Origin of the sequence: Haloferax sp. S1W (assembly GCF_044593955.1) — an archaeon.
Lineage (GTDB): Archaea > Halobacteriota > Halobacteria > Halobacteriales > Haloferacaceae > Haloferax.
Map to the genome: position 1 here is coordinate 55,581 of NZ_CP172599.1, position 17,533 is coordinate 73,113.

General features: G+C 52.2%; 10 protein-coding genes. 6 read left to right on the forward strand and 4 right to left on the reverse strand.

The annotated features are described in order from the left end of the window. The first annotated feature begins 356 nt into the window (after positions 1-356). A complete protein-coding gene (locus tag ACH9L7_RS19740; RefSeq protein WP_396614019.1) occupies positions 357-1,556 on the forward strand; it encodes a tyrosine-type recombinase/integrase in 1,200 nt (399 codons plus the stop codon). Positions 1,557-1,712: 156 nt separating this feature from the next. Here the strand turns inward: ACH9L7_RS19740 and ACH9L7_RS19745 are convergent, their stop codons facing one another. From ACH9L7_RS19745 to ACH9L7_RS19755, 3 genes are read right to left on the reverse strand one after another with little or no spacing between them, the layout of a single operon-like run. Beyond that, positions 1,713-2,924, reverse strand: a complete 1,212-nt coding sequence (locus ACH9L7_RS19745; RefSeq protein WP_396613972.1) for a hypothetical protein — start codon at positions 2,922-2,924, stop codon at positions 1,713-1,715. Continuing rightward, on the reverse strand, positions 2,914-4,413 hold the full coding sequence (locus ACH9L7_RS19750) for a hypothetical protein (protein WP_396613973.1): 1,500 nt from the start codon (positions 4,411-4,413) through the stop codon (positions 2,914-2,916). The genes ACH9L7_RS19745 and ACH9L7_RS19750 overlap by 11 nt, the downstream gene beginning before the upstream one ends. Next, on the reverse strand, positions 4,406-4,759 hold the full coding sequence (locus ACH9L7_RS19755; RefSeq protein ID WP_396613974.1) for a hypothetical protein: 354 nt from the start codon (positions 4,757-4,759) through the stop codon (positions 4,406-4,408). Before ACH9L7_RS19755 ends, ACH9L7_RS19750 begins: the two co-directional genes overlap by 8 nt. 884 nt (positions 4,760-5,643) lie before the next feature. On the opposite strand from ACH9L7_RS19755, the gene ACH9L7_RS19760 reads away from it, so the two are divergent. The 4 genes from ACH9L7_RS19760 (at position 5,644) to ACH9L7_RS19775 (ending at position 12,919) form a co-directional block, all read left to right on the forward strand. Next, complete coding sequence (locus ACH9L7_RS19760) at positions 5,644-8,433, forward strand: DUF499 domain-containing protein (protein WP_396614020.1); 2,790 nt, start codon at positions 5,644-5,646, stop codon at positions 8,431-8,433. Continuing rightward, a complete protein-coding gene (locus ACH9L7_RS19765; protein ID WP_396613975.1) occupies positions 8,430-9,071 on the forward strand; it encodes a hypothetical protein in 642 nt (213 codons plus the stop codon). The genes ACH9L7_RS19760 and ACH9L7_RS19765 overlap by 4 nt, the downstream gene beginning before the upstream one ends. 4 nt (positions 9,072-9,075) lie before the next feature. Then, positions 9,076-11,961, forward strand: coding sequence for a DUF1156 domain-containing protein (locus tag ACH9L7_RS19770; RefSeq protein ID WP_396613976.1), 2,886 nt, complete (start codon positions 9,076-9,078; stop codon positions 11,959-11,961). Positions 11,962-12,562: 601 nt separating this feature from the next. Then, positions 12,563-12,919 (forward strand): hypothetical protein, encoded by a 357-nt coding sequence (locus ACH9L7_RS19775; RefSeq protein ID WP_396613977.1) that lies wholly within the window; start codon positions 12,563-12,565, stop codon positions 12,917-12,919. A 16-nt stretch (positions 12,920-12,935) separates the two neighbouring features. On the opposite strand, the gene ACH9L7_RS19780 is transcribed toward ACH9L7_RS19775, so the two are convergent. After that, complete coding sequence (locus ACH9L7_RS19780) at positions 12,936-13,475, reverse strand: hypothetical protein (RefSeq protein WP_396613978.1); 540 nt, start codon at positions 13,473-13,475, stop codon at positions 12,936-12,938. A gap of 101 nt (positions 13,476-13,576) precedes the next feature. Here ACH9L7_RS19780 and ACH9L7_RS19785 point away from each other — a divergent pair, with 101 nt between their 5' ends. Further along, entirely contained in the window at positions 13,577-17,518 is a 3,942-nt protein-coding gene (locus ACH9L7_RS19785; RefSeq protein WP_396613979.1) for a helicase-related protein, read from the forward strand. Positions 17,519-17,533: the final 15 nt, after the last annotated feature.

Sequence of the window (17,533 nt, forward strand, 5' to 3'; positions counted from 1 at the left end):
CGGCTATCTCACGGAGGGGTCATTTCGAGTGTTCAGCACACTTTCAACAGGAGTGCCGCGTGAATTTCGCGTGTCTGCGTGCTCGTTACTCGAGAATGAGAGAGGTGGTTTCGAGTGTTCTACTTCAGTCTGCGGACGCTGCATAGTAATTAGACCACTCCAGCACAAGCCAAAGTATTATTTTGCTGTGAAAAACAGCAGAGACCAATGAAATTCACTGGCTCAGAATCGTTTCGGGATACGGCAAACGGTCTTTCGGACAGTAAATCGGTATGACAAAGCAGTCCATCAGCCAGCAAGCCGAGGACGAATCCACGGCCTCAAAGACGCGCAGTCGTCGCTACAACTGGTCGCGTATGGATCTCGACGAACTCGTCGACGTCTACTGGCAAGACATCGCACCGAAACGATATCGCGATGGGTTCGACGAGGATCGAGACGTTCCGACCTACGACTGGCTCACCGAACACGGCTACAGTGGTATTGCGTACGCGCTCCGCGAGCACCACGATTTGACGCCCAAGCAGTTCTTCGTCGACGTCGTCGGCCTCGAAGACGAGGGGTCTGAGGAATGGGAGTGGAACGTCGACCACGACGCTACTGTGAACGCGCTCGACGCGTACCTCACGTCGATAGAAACCCGTGGTGGGAGGGCCAAGAGTACTGTCGAGACCCACCGGACGAGGTTAGCGAAATGGGTACGGACCTATCGAGAGTTACACGGGACTGATGCGTTGCTCGAACCGCTGTCTGAGTTAGACCAGCAACCGCGAGAGATAGAGCGGTGTCTGGCTGTCCTCGACGTCTTTGAACAGGAGCTATCGACCGATCGCTCGAAGCTCGAATATCTGCACGTCGCCAGAGCGTGGTATGCGTTCGTGAAGCGCCGAAAGTACGCGGAGTACAATCCACTCTCGGAGGCTGGTGAGGAGTTCGGCTGGGAGGCCAGTGAGCCCGATCCGCAGGCATTGTCGGCCTCTCAGGTGCGTCGAATCTACGGCGAGGTCGACTCGCCCGGTGCAGAGTTACTCGTGGTCGCGCTTGCTGGCTGGGGGTTGCGGCCTTCCGAGGTTGCGGCGTTGCACGTCGACCAAGTGGTCTTGGATGCTGAGGACCCGCATCTGTCGTTCGGTGATGGAGAGCGCAAGAATGGCCCTGGTGAGGTGACGCTGTTGTATGGGGTTGACGTCGTCGCTGATCGGATCGATGTGCTTTCTGACCGTGAGACTTGGAACGGGTATCTGTTTCCCTCTCGGTCGTCGTCAACGGGACACGTGTCAGTTAGTACGATACGTCGTCGGTTTAAACAGCTTGCTGACACTGCTGGCGTGGTTGTCGATGGGGATACGCCCACCCCGAAGATGGGACGGCGGTTCTGGTACTCGGCATATCAGGAGGCAGTGGGAGAGGTTCTGGAGGGATTGGAAGGAGTTGCTGAAGACCAGGGGAGTTCGTCGACGGAGGTCGTGCTACGGAATTATCTGTCGAGGGAGCAAGAGCGGAAAGCTCGGCGAAGGAGGATGTACAACAGATTGGAGACTGCGTTCCGTTCCTGAAATCAAATTCGGAGATGCACTGTTCGATAAGAGATTGAAAATTTTGAACGAAAGGTTCGCTTCAAACTAGGCTGTAGAAAAAGGGCTCGGGTCAAAGGCATTTTCAAATAGGTTCCTCTGAACAGGCCCCGTCAAATAAACAAGTTCCCAACTGTTCTAGATGGATAATAGAATATACGCAAATCCCGCCACGGCAATTATAACTGCAGCTAACCAGAGTAGGTCTGATTTTTTCCAAAAGCCATCACTTTCCCACTCAAATCTTTGGAACTGCAGGTAGGGCATCAACAAATATCCAACCAACGATAGACCGACAAGAAACGTTATGAAGGGAAGCAATTTTAGAATATTTTGAATATTTTGAGATGATGGATCTAATCCGACCAGAGACAGTAAAGGAGCAATTTGCACTGCGGTTAGTGCGGCAATTGCTCCACCACCCCATTTTAATACGGCTGGAATGTCCTCCTTCTTCGATTTGAGCTGGTTATATTTATATAATTTATCTTGGATATTTTCTCTAACTGTATCCGCTGCATCCGATTCGGATATTTTAGCTGGTTTATTATTCTTTGCAAAATGTAGGTGGATGTCGTTGCTCTGGTCACATTCGCATACCAAAAGATAAGATTGCTCATCAACCTTTGAGCCACATCTAACCGGGCCTTCAAAATATTGCCCAAGGTGGTGCTCGTCATCACGTGGGTCTTCAATCAAATCAAGATCACCCCTATCGAGTTCTTGTCTCAATCGTTTCATTACCCCCTCAAAATTGTCCTCAGCACCGGTTGTCTCTCGAGGGAATAGGTCCGCTGAGCGTGGTTTCCGGTTCTTGTCTAGCCTCTCTTCAAAGTCATCCCAAAATTCACCATCCAAGAGATCAAGCCATTTGAACACATTTTCATCTTGGTTGAGATCATTTGGTTCTACAAACCAGACTGCAAATTTCTTCTTTAAGGGGTCTATCTCGTAACTAGGCACATTAGATTCAATAATTCTAAAATTAAGCTCCCCGTGGAATTCAGACTTGACAATTAATGACCAACCACCAGTTGAATCCTCAATTACCGAAGCGGCATAGCTAGTCTGGCTTTCTATTTCCTCTCTCCACTCTTCAATAATCACATCAGTATCAAGATAATATACTGTCTTCTGGTCACCAATAGAAACGCCTTCTTTGTGGGTCTCCCTAGACACCTCATTGAAGAATCGTTTCCAACCACGAAGGAGATCGCCTTGTGTAATATTTGCTTCATCAAGATTGTCTGTAATGTCGCTCTTGCTGAACGGATACTGTGAAATCTCACCACTTGACGACACATCGGCAAAACACCTGCTGAGAAAGTATGCCCCGTTTTCAGAGATCATAGTTTTCAATCGCAGTGTTGAGTATATCTATGGGAGAACCCTTGTTATTTTCCTGAATCATCTCCGCGAGGTGGTTCCAAATCGCTTCATAGTTGGGTCTAGTCGAATTCAGGTGATAGTCTGAATAATCTTTGAGTAACTCTTTGATTTCTTCTTCTCTTTCCGGATGTTGCCCGGCAGTTGACACATTTGGATATTGACCACTCTCTAAATCAATCTCCAAGAACCAAATTGCAATCGTGGCAATCACCGAAGCGTACACAGTTACTTCTGTGTCGTCGAACGAATTGCTATCAAAGAGTTGTTCAACAAGGTCATTGAATGCATTTCGCTTACGTCGTCGGTAGGCACCTTCTGCAAATTGAAGTGAGTCTCTATCTTTTGCTACGATGTAATCGTTAATGATGTCGTCAATTGTCCGGAGATATTCACGGTAGTCTAGAACCGATTGACAACACCCGTTTACTTCATCTGCTAATTTAGGTAGAGCGACAACACTCGTTGAGAAGTGCCCGTCATCATGTAATCGGATTTGAACCGGCCGAGGTTTACCAGACCCATCGTCGTGTGTATGGTAAAATCGGATTTGGGTGATTTCTCCCTGTTCGCTGGCGGGTGTTAATACAGGCGAATTAGTCAACGTGTTTTTCCTTGTGCCTCGGTACTTTGCAGATGAAATATGCTGATCCTGGAACCCCCCATAGTCAAGGCCACAGTTCTCTCCATTCAAAAGGTGTTGGATCAGCAGAAGTTCATTTTCTCGAAGTTCGAAACCGCTAGGTCTCTTTTCCCCACCAGACCAATCTCTAATAGCTCTAAATAGTTGCTTTTGTACAGAACCCTTACAACGTGAGTTCGAAATAGCAATTATATCGTTTTTTGTATACACTCTGGCCTCAACAGCGTATTTGTTGGGCTCTCTATACTGGGTGAGTCCCTCCAAGCCATGCTCCTCCTGATTGATTTCATCGATGTGTAAATTTTTGCCAGATCCATCTCTGATAGTTCCTTCATCATCGAAATCAATAATCGTGTTTGAGCCCTGCATCTCGAATTCAATATCGACGATTTGATTTTCACGAATATCGAAATCCGATATCTTCTTGAGGAGAGAAGGATGTTCCACATCACCTCCATCGGTGATAACGTCAACGAGTGACTCAGAATCAAGGGTATGTACTAATGATTGATAGGAGATATTACTGGCTTCAAAGAACTGTAGGTTTACTTTATCACCCTTCTTGCCGTAGGCATCAAAGAGATTGTCGAGAAAGCTAGAATACTGCTGACTGGTTAAATTAGACTTTAGTGCAGAAAAGATGTCACTTTTGCTTTCAGACAAAATGTCAGATGATAGTTCAGCTTGCTGTATTGCGGGGGATACAATTGACTGCGGGTCATCTATTATGTCATTTTTTAAGACCCGAGATTTCTTTTCCCAGATATCGTATGAATCCCTGAAAAACAGTCTATTTGCCTCCTTACTCATCCTCAGAAGTCTCCATGTTAATGAGAGGGAATTCGTTTGCCTTCTTGTTAAGCTCCATATGGTACTCATCCATCATGGTGACCACTTCTTCCATCGTCGTGTACGGATTGAAAATCTCATTCAGGGCTGCTCGTAGGTCTTCCTCTCTGATCTTGTGGCCATCTCGTTGTTTGGTTTTCTCAATAGAAACCTTCCAAATCTCTTGAAAGGCATTTTCTAAATGCCCTTTCATGACATGTTCTAAATCACCTTCCACATTTAGACCATCTGGAGAATTTTCTTTCATTAGTTTACGCAACGTGGTGTGCTTAATTGGGTCGTGGTTTTCCGTCAATTCATTATCCATACCAATTTGCTGAACTTATTTCTGTAAAAGTCTATCGTATAGACAATAGCACGATAGCTGAACTAACTCGTTGTCTCTGACGTCTTAGACAAGCGAATCGGCGTTAGTCTAAGTAAAGGTTATAATATTCCGGTATGGTGATGTAAATATTCAGATGACTCAGAAAACAATCGGACAAAACACCGGCCAATCTGGTCGGGTGAATTTGTCTGGGCCTGAGCTCAACAAATTCATCGCTGACGTCGGGGACCCTATCAAGGTTGACGTCGCTGAGTCCAAGGACATCGCTCACGCGATTATCGACAATAGCTCGCACGGAGAGTTCGTAATCGTGTCTAAACCTGCTGATGAGGACGCTTCCAATGAGTAGTAGCGACTATCCAGACTTATTCGAAGCGTGCACTCCACGAGACGACGTCCTCGATGGAACGCTCCAAGAGGATCAATTTGCAGCCAGTCTCGCGACAGTCGCCCACTCGACCGATGACGCTGCACCGGTCTACCGGGATGCAACGCAGTTCTTCGACATGACGTATCCCACTGATGGGCTGCGAACACTATTGACCAACCTCTCTGGTCGATTCCTTGCTGGTGGCGGATACGACGATGGGGGCTACTCGAGCAGCATTCTCTGTTTAGACACCCGCTTCGGTGGCGGGAAGACGCACGATCTTATCGCTTCCTACCACCTGGCGACAAGCCCGACCGATATTGAAGACCTCAACCGTCATCTCGTGAATACTGCGAGTGACGTAGGCGATGCGTATCTCGATGCTGTACAGGATGGCCTGTCGGTCGACACTGCAGTATTCGTCGGCGGCCACGTCGACGCCCGGAACGCTCGGAGCGACCGCAGCGACCCGAACGCTCCGAACACCCGAACGATGTGGGGCGAAATCGCCTACCAGCAGTATGGACTCGAAGGATACGAGTACCTCAAGGAGTACGACCAGGAACGCAACGCCCCTGGTGGGAACACGCTCAAAGGTCTCTTTGACCTCGGTGATGACCCTGCCCTCATCCTCGTCGACGAGATTGCCGCTTATCTCGAGACTGCATCTGCCGTCGAAGTCGGGACCGCGACGCTTGCCAGCCAGACACTCAGTTTCATCCTCTCTCTTCTCGAGACTGCGTCTGAACTCGACAACGTCACAGTAGTCTACAGTATCGCAGACACCGCCTTCGAAGAGGAAGCAGAGGAAGTCCGGACGCTTATCGACGAACTCAATCAAATTGGTCGTCGGCAACACAAGACGGTCACTCCGACGTCCGAAAACGAGGTCGGCCAGGTTCTTCAGCACCGTCTGTTCGAAGACATCGACCACGAGCAGGCGGCAGCGGTCTCAGAGTCGTATTTCCAGCTGTACGCTGATAGCGACCGGCAGTTCCCCCAAGAGGCGACCGATGCGAGCTTCGTTGACCGGTTGGAGCGAGAATATCCCTTCCACCCGACGATTATCGATACGCTCACTGAGAAGATCGACACAATCCCCAAGTTCCAGCGAACCCGTGGCGCACTGAAGCTTCTCGCTCGCGCCGTCTACTATCTCTGGAATCACCAACCCACTCACTACGACCGACACTGGATTCGGCTCTACGACCTTACCCCGGCAGACAACGCACCTGACGGGAGTATCGATTCAACACTCCACGAGACACTCTTCGAATTCGTCGACCTCAGTGCGGCTGTCTCGGCTGACATCTACAGCGAGGATGACACCGCGCACGCGCAACTCGAAGACCGCAAATGGACCGAGAAGGGCATTCCGCCACTGGCCAGCCACCTTACGACGACTGTGCTCTGGCACAGCCTCGCCTACGGGGAACAGGCTACCGGGCTCACGCGGGCGGAGATGAACGCTGCCCTCGGACACCCAGAAGTCCGCTTCGACAACTACGACTCGGCATTGGAAGCCCTCGCAGGCGGAGACATGAACGTCGCGTGCTACTACCTCTACGACGAGGAGCGTGTTCGGTTCAAGTCCGATCCAAACCTCATCCGGATTATCGACCAGCGTGTGGACAACACGCCCGACGCGCAGGCACGCAACCGATTCGAATCACGGCTTGAGAACTCCGAGATCGGGACAGGTGGCTTCAAAACGGTCGTCTTCCCCGAGTCGCCAGCGGATCTCCCGGATAAGGTTTCCAAGCCACAGCTTGCAGTGATGCACATGGATACCGCGCCCGTCTCGGACGGCGGGAGTGAGGTTCCTGAGAAGATTCAGACGCTGTACCAGAAGTCTGCCTCAAAGCACGGCGGCGAGACCCAGAGCCGAGTTTACAAGAACTATGTGCTCTTCCTCGCCCCCGACAAAGAACGCATCCAGAGTGCCATCGACGAGGCACGCCAGCTCGAGGCAATCGAGGCTCTGCTCGATGACTCGCAGCAGACGGCCGACCTTTCCAACGAACAGATCGAGGAACTTCGCGAGCGCCGTGATCAGACTCACGGACTCTTGGGCGAACTCGTACGTGGCGTCTATCGCCATCTGTACTACGTTGACCGCGACGGACTGACCCACTTGGCGATTAACGCCACCGAAGCGAACGGTGGGACGACGCTCGTCAACGCCGTCGAAGAGACTCTTGAGGACCGGTTGATTCGTGCCGACACTGGCCCAAAGGGTGTCGCGTTCTTCAAGCAGAAGCTCTGGCAGCAGACGCAGGACAGCATGACTACGGAGCAGTTGGTCACGCAGTTCGCGAAGAAGCCGGGGCTCCCGTACCTCCTCAATACGAAGCCACTACGGAAGACGGTGGCCAAAATGGTCGACGACGCCGGCTACACCTACTGGGACAGCACGGCTGGAGAACAGGGACTCGCCTACTGGGACGGCGACAAGGACGACCGCCCGGAGAACTGGCGGAAGGCGAATCCACTATCTGACTCTCCCGATGTCCGGACCAGTATTCGGGACTCCGACGTGAAGGTCGGCGACGAATACGTTCTCTACACTGACATCAACGCCCTTCTCGATGTCCATCACGACACCATCCGTCCACCTGAGACAGACGAAATTCTGTGTGCAAAAGACGGCTGTGACGTTGAAGTCGATCAGGAGGGAGACTTCTGCTCTGAACACGAGGGCGACATAGAGTACGAGTGCGCCAATTGTGGGAAGATTGTCGCGAGTCAGAGCGAACTGAACCCGCGTGGACTTTGTTCAGAGTGTGCTCGACCAAAAGACTGGGACCGATCGACAAGTCTGATGACCGCATCGCGTGCATTCAACGAGGTACGAACTCACGCACTCGGTCAAGCCACATCGGGTGGCGATCCCGGCATCGACCGTGTCACAATCGAAATCGGTGGCGAGGACCAACTGTCGAAGGGATCGTTCATCGCCCAACGACAAGCGTTCAAGGACCGAGCAGAGAACGTCTCTGTACGAATGCGGTACGAGACGGAATCCTCGGGTGGTGCGACGTACCAGGCGCAGTTCACCGGCGGCATCGACGAGTTCTCCCGGGTGACGAACCAGCCGGATCCGTTCGGCGGCGCATCGCGGGTCGAGCTCAAGTTCCGCGTGGATCTGGACCAGCCGGAGCCGATTACGAACGCCGAAGACGACGTCCTCGCTGAACTCCGAGAAGAACTCGGACAGACCAGTATCGACGTGAAGGTTCAAGGCCGAGGGCCGGTCGAAGTCCCCGCAGAGCTTCAACCATGACCTCGCATCCAACACCCAACGTCGACTCGGCGACACCACCTGCAGCCGAGAGTGACTCCCTTGCAAGTGGTCACTTCGGAAGCAGTGTTTACGGTGGTCGACCGACGTTCACACTCGCCCGTCGCGACGACGCCGGTGGCGCCTCATTGACGCTCTACGAACTGCTCCCCGAGGACCAAGCCGAAGCCCGTCGTGACCGCCTCCAGCGTGGAAACCCGAACCGTGGGCTCGTAACCAAACCGTTTGATACGGTGTTCGCAGAGTCCGCAGACCCCGACGTCGACCGGTGGGAGTGGGAGGATTGGACGGCCGTGAAGGTCACTCGCTTGTCTGGGAGTCGTCTTCGAGCTACTCTTCCACTGGTACGCGAGACGCTCCGGGGAGCAGACCTCGACGAGTCGGTTATCACGACTACCGGCGATGCCGAAGTGTTCCTTCCTGAAACCGTCGGCGTCCGGCTCGCTCTAGGCTTCCTCGGTGTGAAGCCAATCCAGCGTGTCGACCGGATGCGGGCGTTCTGCCGTGGAATTGTGCGAATGAGTGATGAAGAGTGCTACTACTGGCACGCAAAGTGTCGATCCCCGTCCTCACCGAACGGCGAGAAAGCGCTGCGAACGTTGCTGACAGACCATATCTAACACTATGACTGAGAACCCAATTCACGACGCAGACGAACGTTCATCGTTAAAGCCGCTAGCAATCGAGGGGAATCTACCACTGAAAGCTGTTGGGATTGAGAATCTACGTGAAGCAAATCCGCAGTATCTCCCGCCCCATAGATATCTCCACCCTTGGTTTGCAAGACGGCCTACTCCCGTATCTCGACTAGCGATTCTAGCCTCAATACTCCCACAAGACACAGACTCAGATAAGCTGCTTCGTTGGATGCAAATTGGTCCAAACCGGGAGATTGACGAGTCCCTTAGCGAGTTCGTAGAACGAAAGAAAGCCACTGAGGACGAGCGTAGCGGAAACTTAGAAAGTCATTACGGGTATCCGCGTCCGTTTACTCTCTCACCGACTGACCGAGAGCGATCCGATATGCATGATGTCCTGTTAGAAAATTGGGACGGTAGCTTGCCGTCTGTTTTGGACCCAACAGCAGGTGGCGGGGTGATTCCTTACGAGTCTCTTCGATACGGACTTCCAACCCACGCAAACGAATTAAACCCGATTCCGTCGTTAATACTCAAGGTTATGTTGGAGTACGCACCAGAGGTGGGCGATATCCAACAAACTGTCCGGAAATGGGGAGAGAAAATCAATGAACGAGCAGCACCGAATGTTCAGAAATACTTCCCTAGCCAGAGAGAAAGGAGAACACCAGATAACTACGTCTGTACTTATCACATACAATGCAATTCTTGTGGGACAGAGATCCCTCTCATTCCTAAATGGTGGATTCGAACACGGAGTGATGGTATCAGAGTAGTAGTTCGTCCAGAAATCAAACCTGATGGTGGGATTGATTATACTGTTATTGTTGACCCCAGTGACCATGACTTAGAAGGCTTCTCTCCCGGGGATGGCCCAGTTTCTAGAGGTGGCGATGCTGAATGTTTGAACTGCGGAGTCGTCACAGAGGATGACGAAGTTCGCGCACGGTTGAAAAAAGGTGAATTCGAATACCGCCCGTATTGTGTTCGGTATCTCAAAAGTGAAGGTGGCCATGGGTTTAGGTCACCCACTGAGGCCGACGTGGAAGCAATGGAGAGTGCAGAAAAACAGATTAGCTCTGATTTCAAATTATCAACTCTCCTCCAAACCCCAATACCGAAAGGTAACAAGACTACAGAGCCCCTGAACTATGGGATAACTGAGTGGCGGGACCTGTTTTCCCCCCGTCAGCTTGTTTCACACTACGAATACCTGTCGGCTTTCATAGAATGTAAGGCCGAAATTCTACAGAAGCATGATGAGCAAACCGGTAAAGCAGTGTTAACACTTCTGTCGTTTGCAGCCAGCCAGACGATAAACTATAATTGTCGACTTTCTTCATGGCACCATGGGAAGGGATACCCGAATCCATTACTGAAAGGGAAAAACTACGCTTTCAAGCGTGTCTTCGTCGAGAATAATATCTCTATTGGGGGGGTAGATTTCTTATCTCACTTGGATAAGATATTGGACTCCTACAAAGAGGTTGCATCCTATCTTCCTGAGGATGCAAAACCAGCGGACGTGAATAGCACGGACGCTGCTAACCTTCCCTATGATGACAATGAAATACAAGCGATAGTGAATGATCCACCGTATTACAGTAGTATAATGTACGCTGAGCTCTCGGACATCTTCTACGTATGGCTCCGAGAGTATCTGAATGATATTTTCCCGGATCTATTCTCGTCAGATTTAACTGACAAATCTGAAGAAGCGGTTGCAAATCCGGATCGGTTTGACTCGGTAGCCAGCGAGTCCAGTTCGAAGAGAGCGTTGGCTGATGACTTTTATGAGAACAAGATGAGTCAAATCTTCTCGGAGATGTATCGGGTATTAGAGCCCGGTGGAGTAATGACGGTGATGTTTACCCACAAAGAGACTGATGCGTGGGATACACTGACTATGTCTCTCATCAATTCAGGGTTCACAATCACCTCAACTCACCCAATCACCAGTGAGATGCCTCAACGGGCAGGTATGCAAAAAAGTGCATCAGCTGATAGCACTCTCCTGCTAACTGGGCGAAAGCCTCACGAAGAGCGAAGTGCGGAGGGCAGAACCCCTACTCTTTGGACTGATGTCAAAACAGACACACGAACTGCCGCGAAAGAAGCTGCACGTGATCTCATTGACTCCGGAATGAGTCTGACGAAGACTGACGTGATAATTAGCGCCTTCGGACCCACACTTCGAGTCTTCGCAGATGCATACCCGGTTGTAGATGACGAAGATAATAAAGTCAAACCTCGACGCGCTCTTGAGGAAGCGAGAGAGGCTGTTACACAAGTTCTTGTCGACGAGTATCTAGACGTCGAAGGTATTGACGACTTAGATGATGTGACAGAGTGGTACCTCCTCAGCTGGTTGGTTCACGAGTCTCAAACATTCTCATACGATGAGGGTCACCAACTCGGCCTCGGTATAGGGGTCGATATCGACAACATCAAACGCAGCACGAAGACATGGCGAAAGAGTCGTGGCGATATTAGTCTCCGCGGACATTCAGGTCGAGTGCAAAACATCAACGAGAAGCCAGAGAACCGGTCTAGTCGGGTGCCAGTTAACCCGGACGACCTCTCGTTTGGTCTTGCATTAGACAAGGTCCACGCAGCGATGCACGTCTACGATGTACAAGGTGAGAGCGCCTGTTGTGACTGGCTTCGTGAGCGAAACTTCGACTCGGACTCGACATTTAAGGCAACCCTCAAGTCATTGCTTCAGGTGCTTCCCCACGACCACGAGGATTGGGAACTCGCACGAGACCTCGCTGTTGGACGGACGAAGGACGTGCTGGATCTCGACTTCAGCCCGAACGTCTTCGTGGACGATGGTGATGATCGAAAACAGAGTGACCTGAGCAGTTTCTGAACGAATGCGATCGTTCGGCGACCTCAGTGCTGCTCGTCTTGCCGTTCTGGAGTCCGTCCAGGAACAGTCAGAGGTCACTTCAGAGAAAATACGACCTGTCCTGCCCCGTAACGGCTGGCACGCCGCTATCATTGAATTGTGTTTAGACCGTTTCCAGTACTGCTACTTTCTGTACCAGTCTGCGAGGAATATCTTCCAAACCGATCTTGAGAGACGCAGCTCGTCGACAGGATACGTTTTCGACGGGCTCCCAGTCCGAGTTAGTTGGGGAGTGGGTAAGATGGCATCTCTGATCTCCGACTCGGACTCAAAGTTGGACCAATTCGAACACGAGATTGACCTGTGTCGACAACAAACGGAATTTGGGACTGAGGATCCTTATGAGATACTCGCCCGCCAATGGCTTCGTCACTCACGAGACCTACGCAGACGGGTTGAATACTATCTCCAAGCATCGATGTGGGTACAGTGGACGGTTGAGAGTCTTTGGCAGGCTGATCGAATCGCTGCTCACCTATTGAGCGAAGACTCACACTATCTGTCCCAGTACGATGGGAGGGCGTTTAGTTATCTGTCCCACCCTCCGTTGTTCGTCGCAGTGATGACTGCAGCGTCGATGGTCGAGGAGGTTGGTGCCTATACTATCAAAGAGTTAGAGGTTGATGCTGACCCAGATATGGGCGATACGCGACTAAGTGATGTCCTCAACTGGATATCAGCATATGATTTGGTTCCAGACGAGGTTGATTTAGCGGTACTGGAAGATGACCTTCGCTCGGCACGAAATGAGCTTGCGCACTCCATGATGGCTCGAAGTACTACGATTACCATCGACTCGTTCGGCGATTATGTAGACGCAGTATGGTCGGCTATCAACCTCACAAACTATCTTGCCGAACGATTGCTCGGTGGTGTATTTACAGAACTAGACGCTCTCTCTTTCACCGTCCCTCGGTAATCTGTGGTTGGTCTAACTACGCTTGACCAACGGTTTCGTAGGGTTCCAAAAGCCCACTGTTGTAAATCTTGAAGGCAAGGGAGCCAACAACGAGTAGTCCTGCCACACCTACGGCCAAAGCAACCGATGTTGATAGAGACGCAACTCCGATACTCTGTACAAGAAGTTGAGCTCCTGCGACGACTAGAAGGCCCATTGTGAGAAGACCGACAGCACTATTGAGTTCGTTTTGCCTGTTGGTTTGTTCTTCCTCGAATTCTCGCTGTTCTTTCCGTAGGCTCCGCTCGTGAGCCACATCAAACCCTCTGGAGGTGAGAGTGATGTAGTGCATAGTTTCATCTCGTTCTCCATCACCGGCCAAATCAACTGTCGTTTCTTTGACCTCAAGTGCACCAATCTTCTTCAGCATTTGAATCTCACTGGTCAGGTCGATACCCTCTAAGCGACCGTCATGGCCCAGAAATGAGTGTATCTCAGATGGACTTTCAGTGTACTCAAACGAAGGATTACGTTCGTAGAAGACTTCGAGTACCTTTGCCCAGTCGGGGTCCTGCATATGCACGGGAATGATCAGGACGGTAATGAATCGGAATTATTCGTTGGCACAGGCACACGTTTATAACTAGAGTCCCGAATTACTCGACATAAGTCATCTCGATGTCGCTTCCCTCATACACCTGGAATTCTATCTACGAAAGCCAGCCGCAGGCGGACGGGGCGTACCTCGTCGACGAATTCTACGTCCCAGCACTCACACGGTCGATTCGGTACGACCGTATCGCGGGCTACTTCTCCAGTAGTGCTCTCGCGGTTGCTTCCCGAGGAATCGACGCTCTCCTTGAGAACGACGGCGAAATGCGACTCGTCGTAGGCACGGAACTCTATACGACTGACCGCCCCGTTTTCGAGGCACTCACCGACGAGTTAACAGAATCACTGGACGAATTGGACGACGAACGGCTGGACGCCCAGCTCCAACTTCTTGCTCGGCTCCTCCGCGAGGATCGACTTCACATCAAGGTCGCTGTCCCTCGTCAGGGTTCGTGGCGCATCTTCCACCCGAAGATGGGCGTGTTCCACGACGAGGATGGGAACGCGCTCTCCTTCGAGGGGAGCGTAAACGAGACCGTCGGCGGCTGGAAGAACAATTACGAGCGGTTCAAGGTTCATCGTTCGTGGGTCGACCAACAGTCAACGTACGTTGACGGCGACGTCGACACGTTCGAGCGCCTCTGGAAAGACGAACACCCCTACGTCGAGGTGTACGACCTCCCGGAGGCCATCAAGAAGGAACTTATCGACTGGAAAGACCCGGACTCACAGACGAAGTTGGAGGAAGCAATCCTGATCGCTCGTGGTGAAGCATCTCCGACCGACCGCGACAAAGCCAACATCATCGCCGACGGACCCCTCTCTCCCGGCGGTCTCGCGCTCGCAGAGAAAGGGAGTACAATCACGCCGTGGCCACACCAACGGGTCGTCTCCGACACGCTCGTCAACACCTATCCAAACAGCTTCTTGCTATGCGACGAAGTTGGTCTCGGAAAGACCATCGAGGCGGGCTTGACACTCTCACGTCTTGGACTCACCGACGAACTCGCAACCGGACTGCTGCTCGTTCCAGCGAGTCTCACAGTCCAGTGGCAAGAGGAGATGTGGGAGAAGTTCAACCTGAATACGTATCGGTACGAACGCGGGAGTGACTACGAGTACGCCTTCATCGACGCCTTCGGCCGCGAACACATTCCACCTTCAGCCTCAGAACTCGACCTCGAGGGTGGTGAACGCGAGCAGGCATGGGTAGAGAGCCCTATCTGGCGATTCCTCCACGAGAAACAAGTCGACGCCGCCGCCAGTACTCCCTCGATTATCATCATGTCCTGGCACACGGCACGGCTGAAGGACCGCTGGAATCAGGTGGCACCAGAGTACAGTGGCACTGTCCGAACTCGGGAAGACGTTCCTGCGAGTTGTCGCGGTCGACAATCATCTAACCGAGAGGGAGTCTGGGACGCTGTAATCGTTGACGAGGCACACAACGGCCGCGAAGGAAGCAGCTTCTACTCGATGCTTGAACGGCTTCGTGATCATACACAGACCTACTACCTGCTCTCGGCGACGCCGATGCAGCTGCACGCTGGCGAACTGTACGACTTGATGGCTCTGCTCGACCTCCCCGGCGAGTGGGACAATCAGGAACAGTTCGTGGAGTTCTTCGAGACGCGACGGGCACTCACCAAGGCAATCGACGAGGTCTTCGGAGAGGGCAACTCATCTGGACGAACTGACTCGTGGTCCGCACAAGCAACACTCACCGAGGGCCGGTATCAAGACCGACTCTCTGGGTCTCGAAGTCTTTCGGATCGGGTCTTCGACTCTATTGGTTCAGAACTCGACGTGAGAAACGAACAGCATGCACGTTCCATCGCAAAGCAGCGTGTCCTGCGTGCCTGTGACCTCGCTAGCGATTACGGAGAGTACTACGACGGGTATATCGAATTGTTCGAATCCTCGATGGAAGAGCACGATGTCGATCCGTTTGACGCCAAAGAGGACGAGAAGCTGAAGTATCTCCTCTATCCGGAATGGAAGGCCGACGAAGAGTGGTTGACCTTCTCACGAAACGAGCGACTTGCAGCACTCGATGAACTGTCTAAGTCCGGCTGGCAAGTTGTTCAGGACGTCCTCTCTGCATCTACGCCTGTCGATGCGCTCATCCACCGGAACACTCGTGACACCCTTCGAAAGTACGAACGGGTCGGCCTGCTTGACGCGACGGTTCCCGACCGTGATCCAGAACAGCACAAGATCGAGCTCACCGAGGAGACCCGACGTGTGTACGACCGCATTGACGACTACACGAGGAAGTTCTACAAACTTGCTCAGCAGTCAGACGAGGCTGAATCTCGTGCTATCGGGTTTGTGATGACCACGTATCGACAACGCCTCACTAGCAGCGTGTACGCGATTTCACAGAGTCTCCAAAACCGGCTCCGAAAGCTTCGGGGACAGCGTACCGTGCTGAAAGGTAAACAACGGGCAAAGGACGGTGCTTCTGCGAGTACCCAGCAAGTCGTCATGGAGACTCTTTCTGAGTATGATCTCGATGACTCCGAAGCGCTCGATGAGTTAGAAGGCGATTTCGAAGATGCGGACCTCGCAGAGATCATTCCAAACGTGACTGATGAAGGGCTTCACTTACTGGAACAGGAGATTGACGAGCTAGAGTCGTTCGTGGATGAACTGACCGCAATCGACCAAGACCCGAAGATTGGGCAGTTGATCGAGGACCTCAACGAGTTAGACCGCGAGGGTCACAACCGAGCGATTGTTTTCACCCAATACGCAGACACGATGGACTTCATCCGCGAGAGCCTTGTCTCTATACACGGTGAAACCGTCGCAACCTATTCCGGCCGCGGTGGCGAGGTGTACGACGGTGAATCTGGTGAGTGGATACAGGTCGGTAAGGAGCGCGTAAAGCGCGAATTTTCATCTGACGAAGGACACGTCGACATCCTCGTCTGTACCGACTCTGCGAGTGAGGGTCTCAACCTGCAGGAGTGTGGCGCACTCATCAACTACGACCTTCCGTGGAATCCGATGCGCGTCGAGCAGCGAATCGGCAGAATCGACCGTATCGGACAGCGGTTCGACGAAGTCACGATCCTCAACTACAGCTACGAGGATACTGTCGAGACAGACATTTACGATCGACTCGACGACCGAATCGGCTTATTCGAGAACGTCGTCGGCGAGATGCAACCCATCCTCTCTGGAGTGAGCCGCCAGATCCGAGATGCAGCCCTCAAAACTGACCGTGAGGAGAGCAGACGGGTCGTTGAAGAGGCTGATCGCGAATTCACCAAGCAGATCGAAGAACAAGAACAAGGTGACAGGGTTGATGTCGGTGAATCGCTAGACTCCGTCGATTCGCTGGTCGCACAGGACGTTATTGATGAGGCAAAGCTCGATGCGTGGCAGTCCTACAACCACCCTGATATCGTCGACGTTGGTGATACTGAGTACGAGTATCCGGCCCCGTTCGAGGTTGAAAGCCTGCAGGCGTTTTTTGTCGGCAATGAGACGCTGGCTGACTTAGGTGTCAAATTCACGCAAATTGGCGACCTGGAACTTGATGTAGACGACCTCGACTCTGTCGACGAGTTCGCCTTTGAAGCAAGTACGTACCGTCTCACCACTGACGGTTCGTCGATTGAGCTTCCGCAGTCTGATGGAGAGCAGACCCTCGCTCAAGCGATTGCACCAGCCGACGACATGGTCGCGGTGACGTTCTCCGCAGAATGTTCGGACGAATTCCCATCTGTACACCACTTAGCACCGGGTAATCCCCTGTTGAGCCAGCTCGTCACCGCTATTCGTGATGAAAACGAAGACTCCCAGCGCTTGATTCGTCACGCGGAGTCTCGAGATGGCACTACTGATCGACCTATTATCTGTGGGTGGGGTCGAGATGGTGTGTTGGGTCGACTCCTCAGCGATGGAACGGTCGCCGAGGATATTGACACCAGCGTGCTTTCTACGTGGTTGGACGGCTTCGAACGAAATCGTGAACAAACAACTACGAGTTCATTATAGGTAGTCTCAGATACG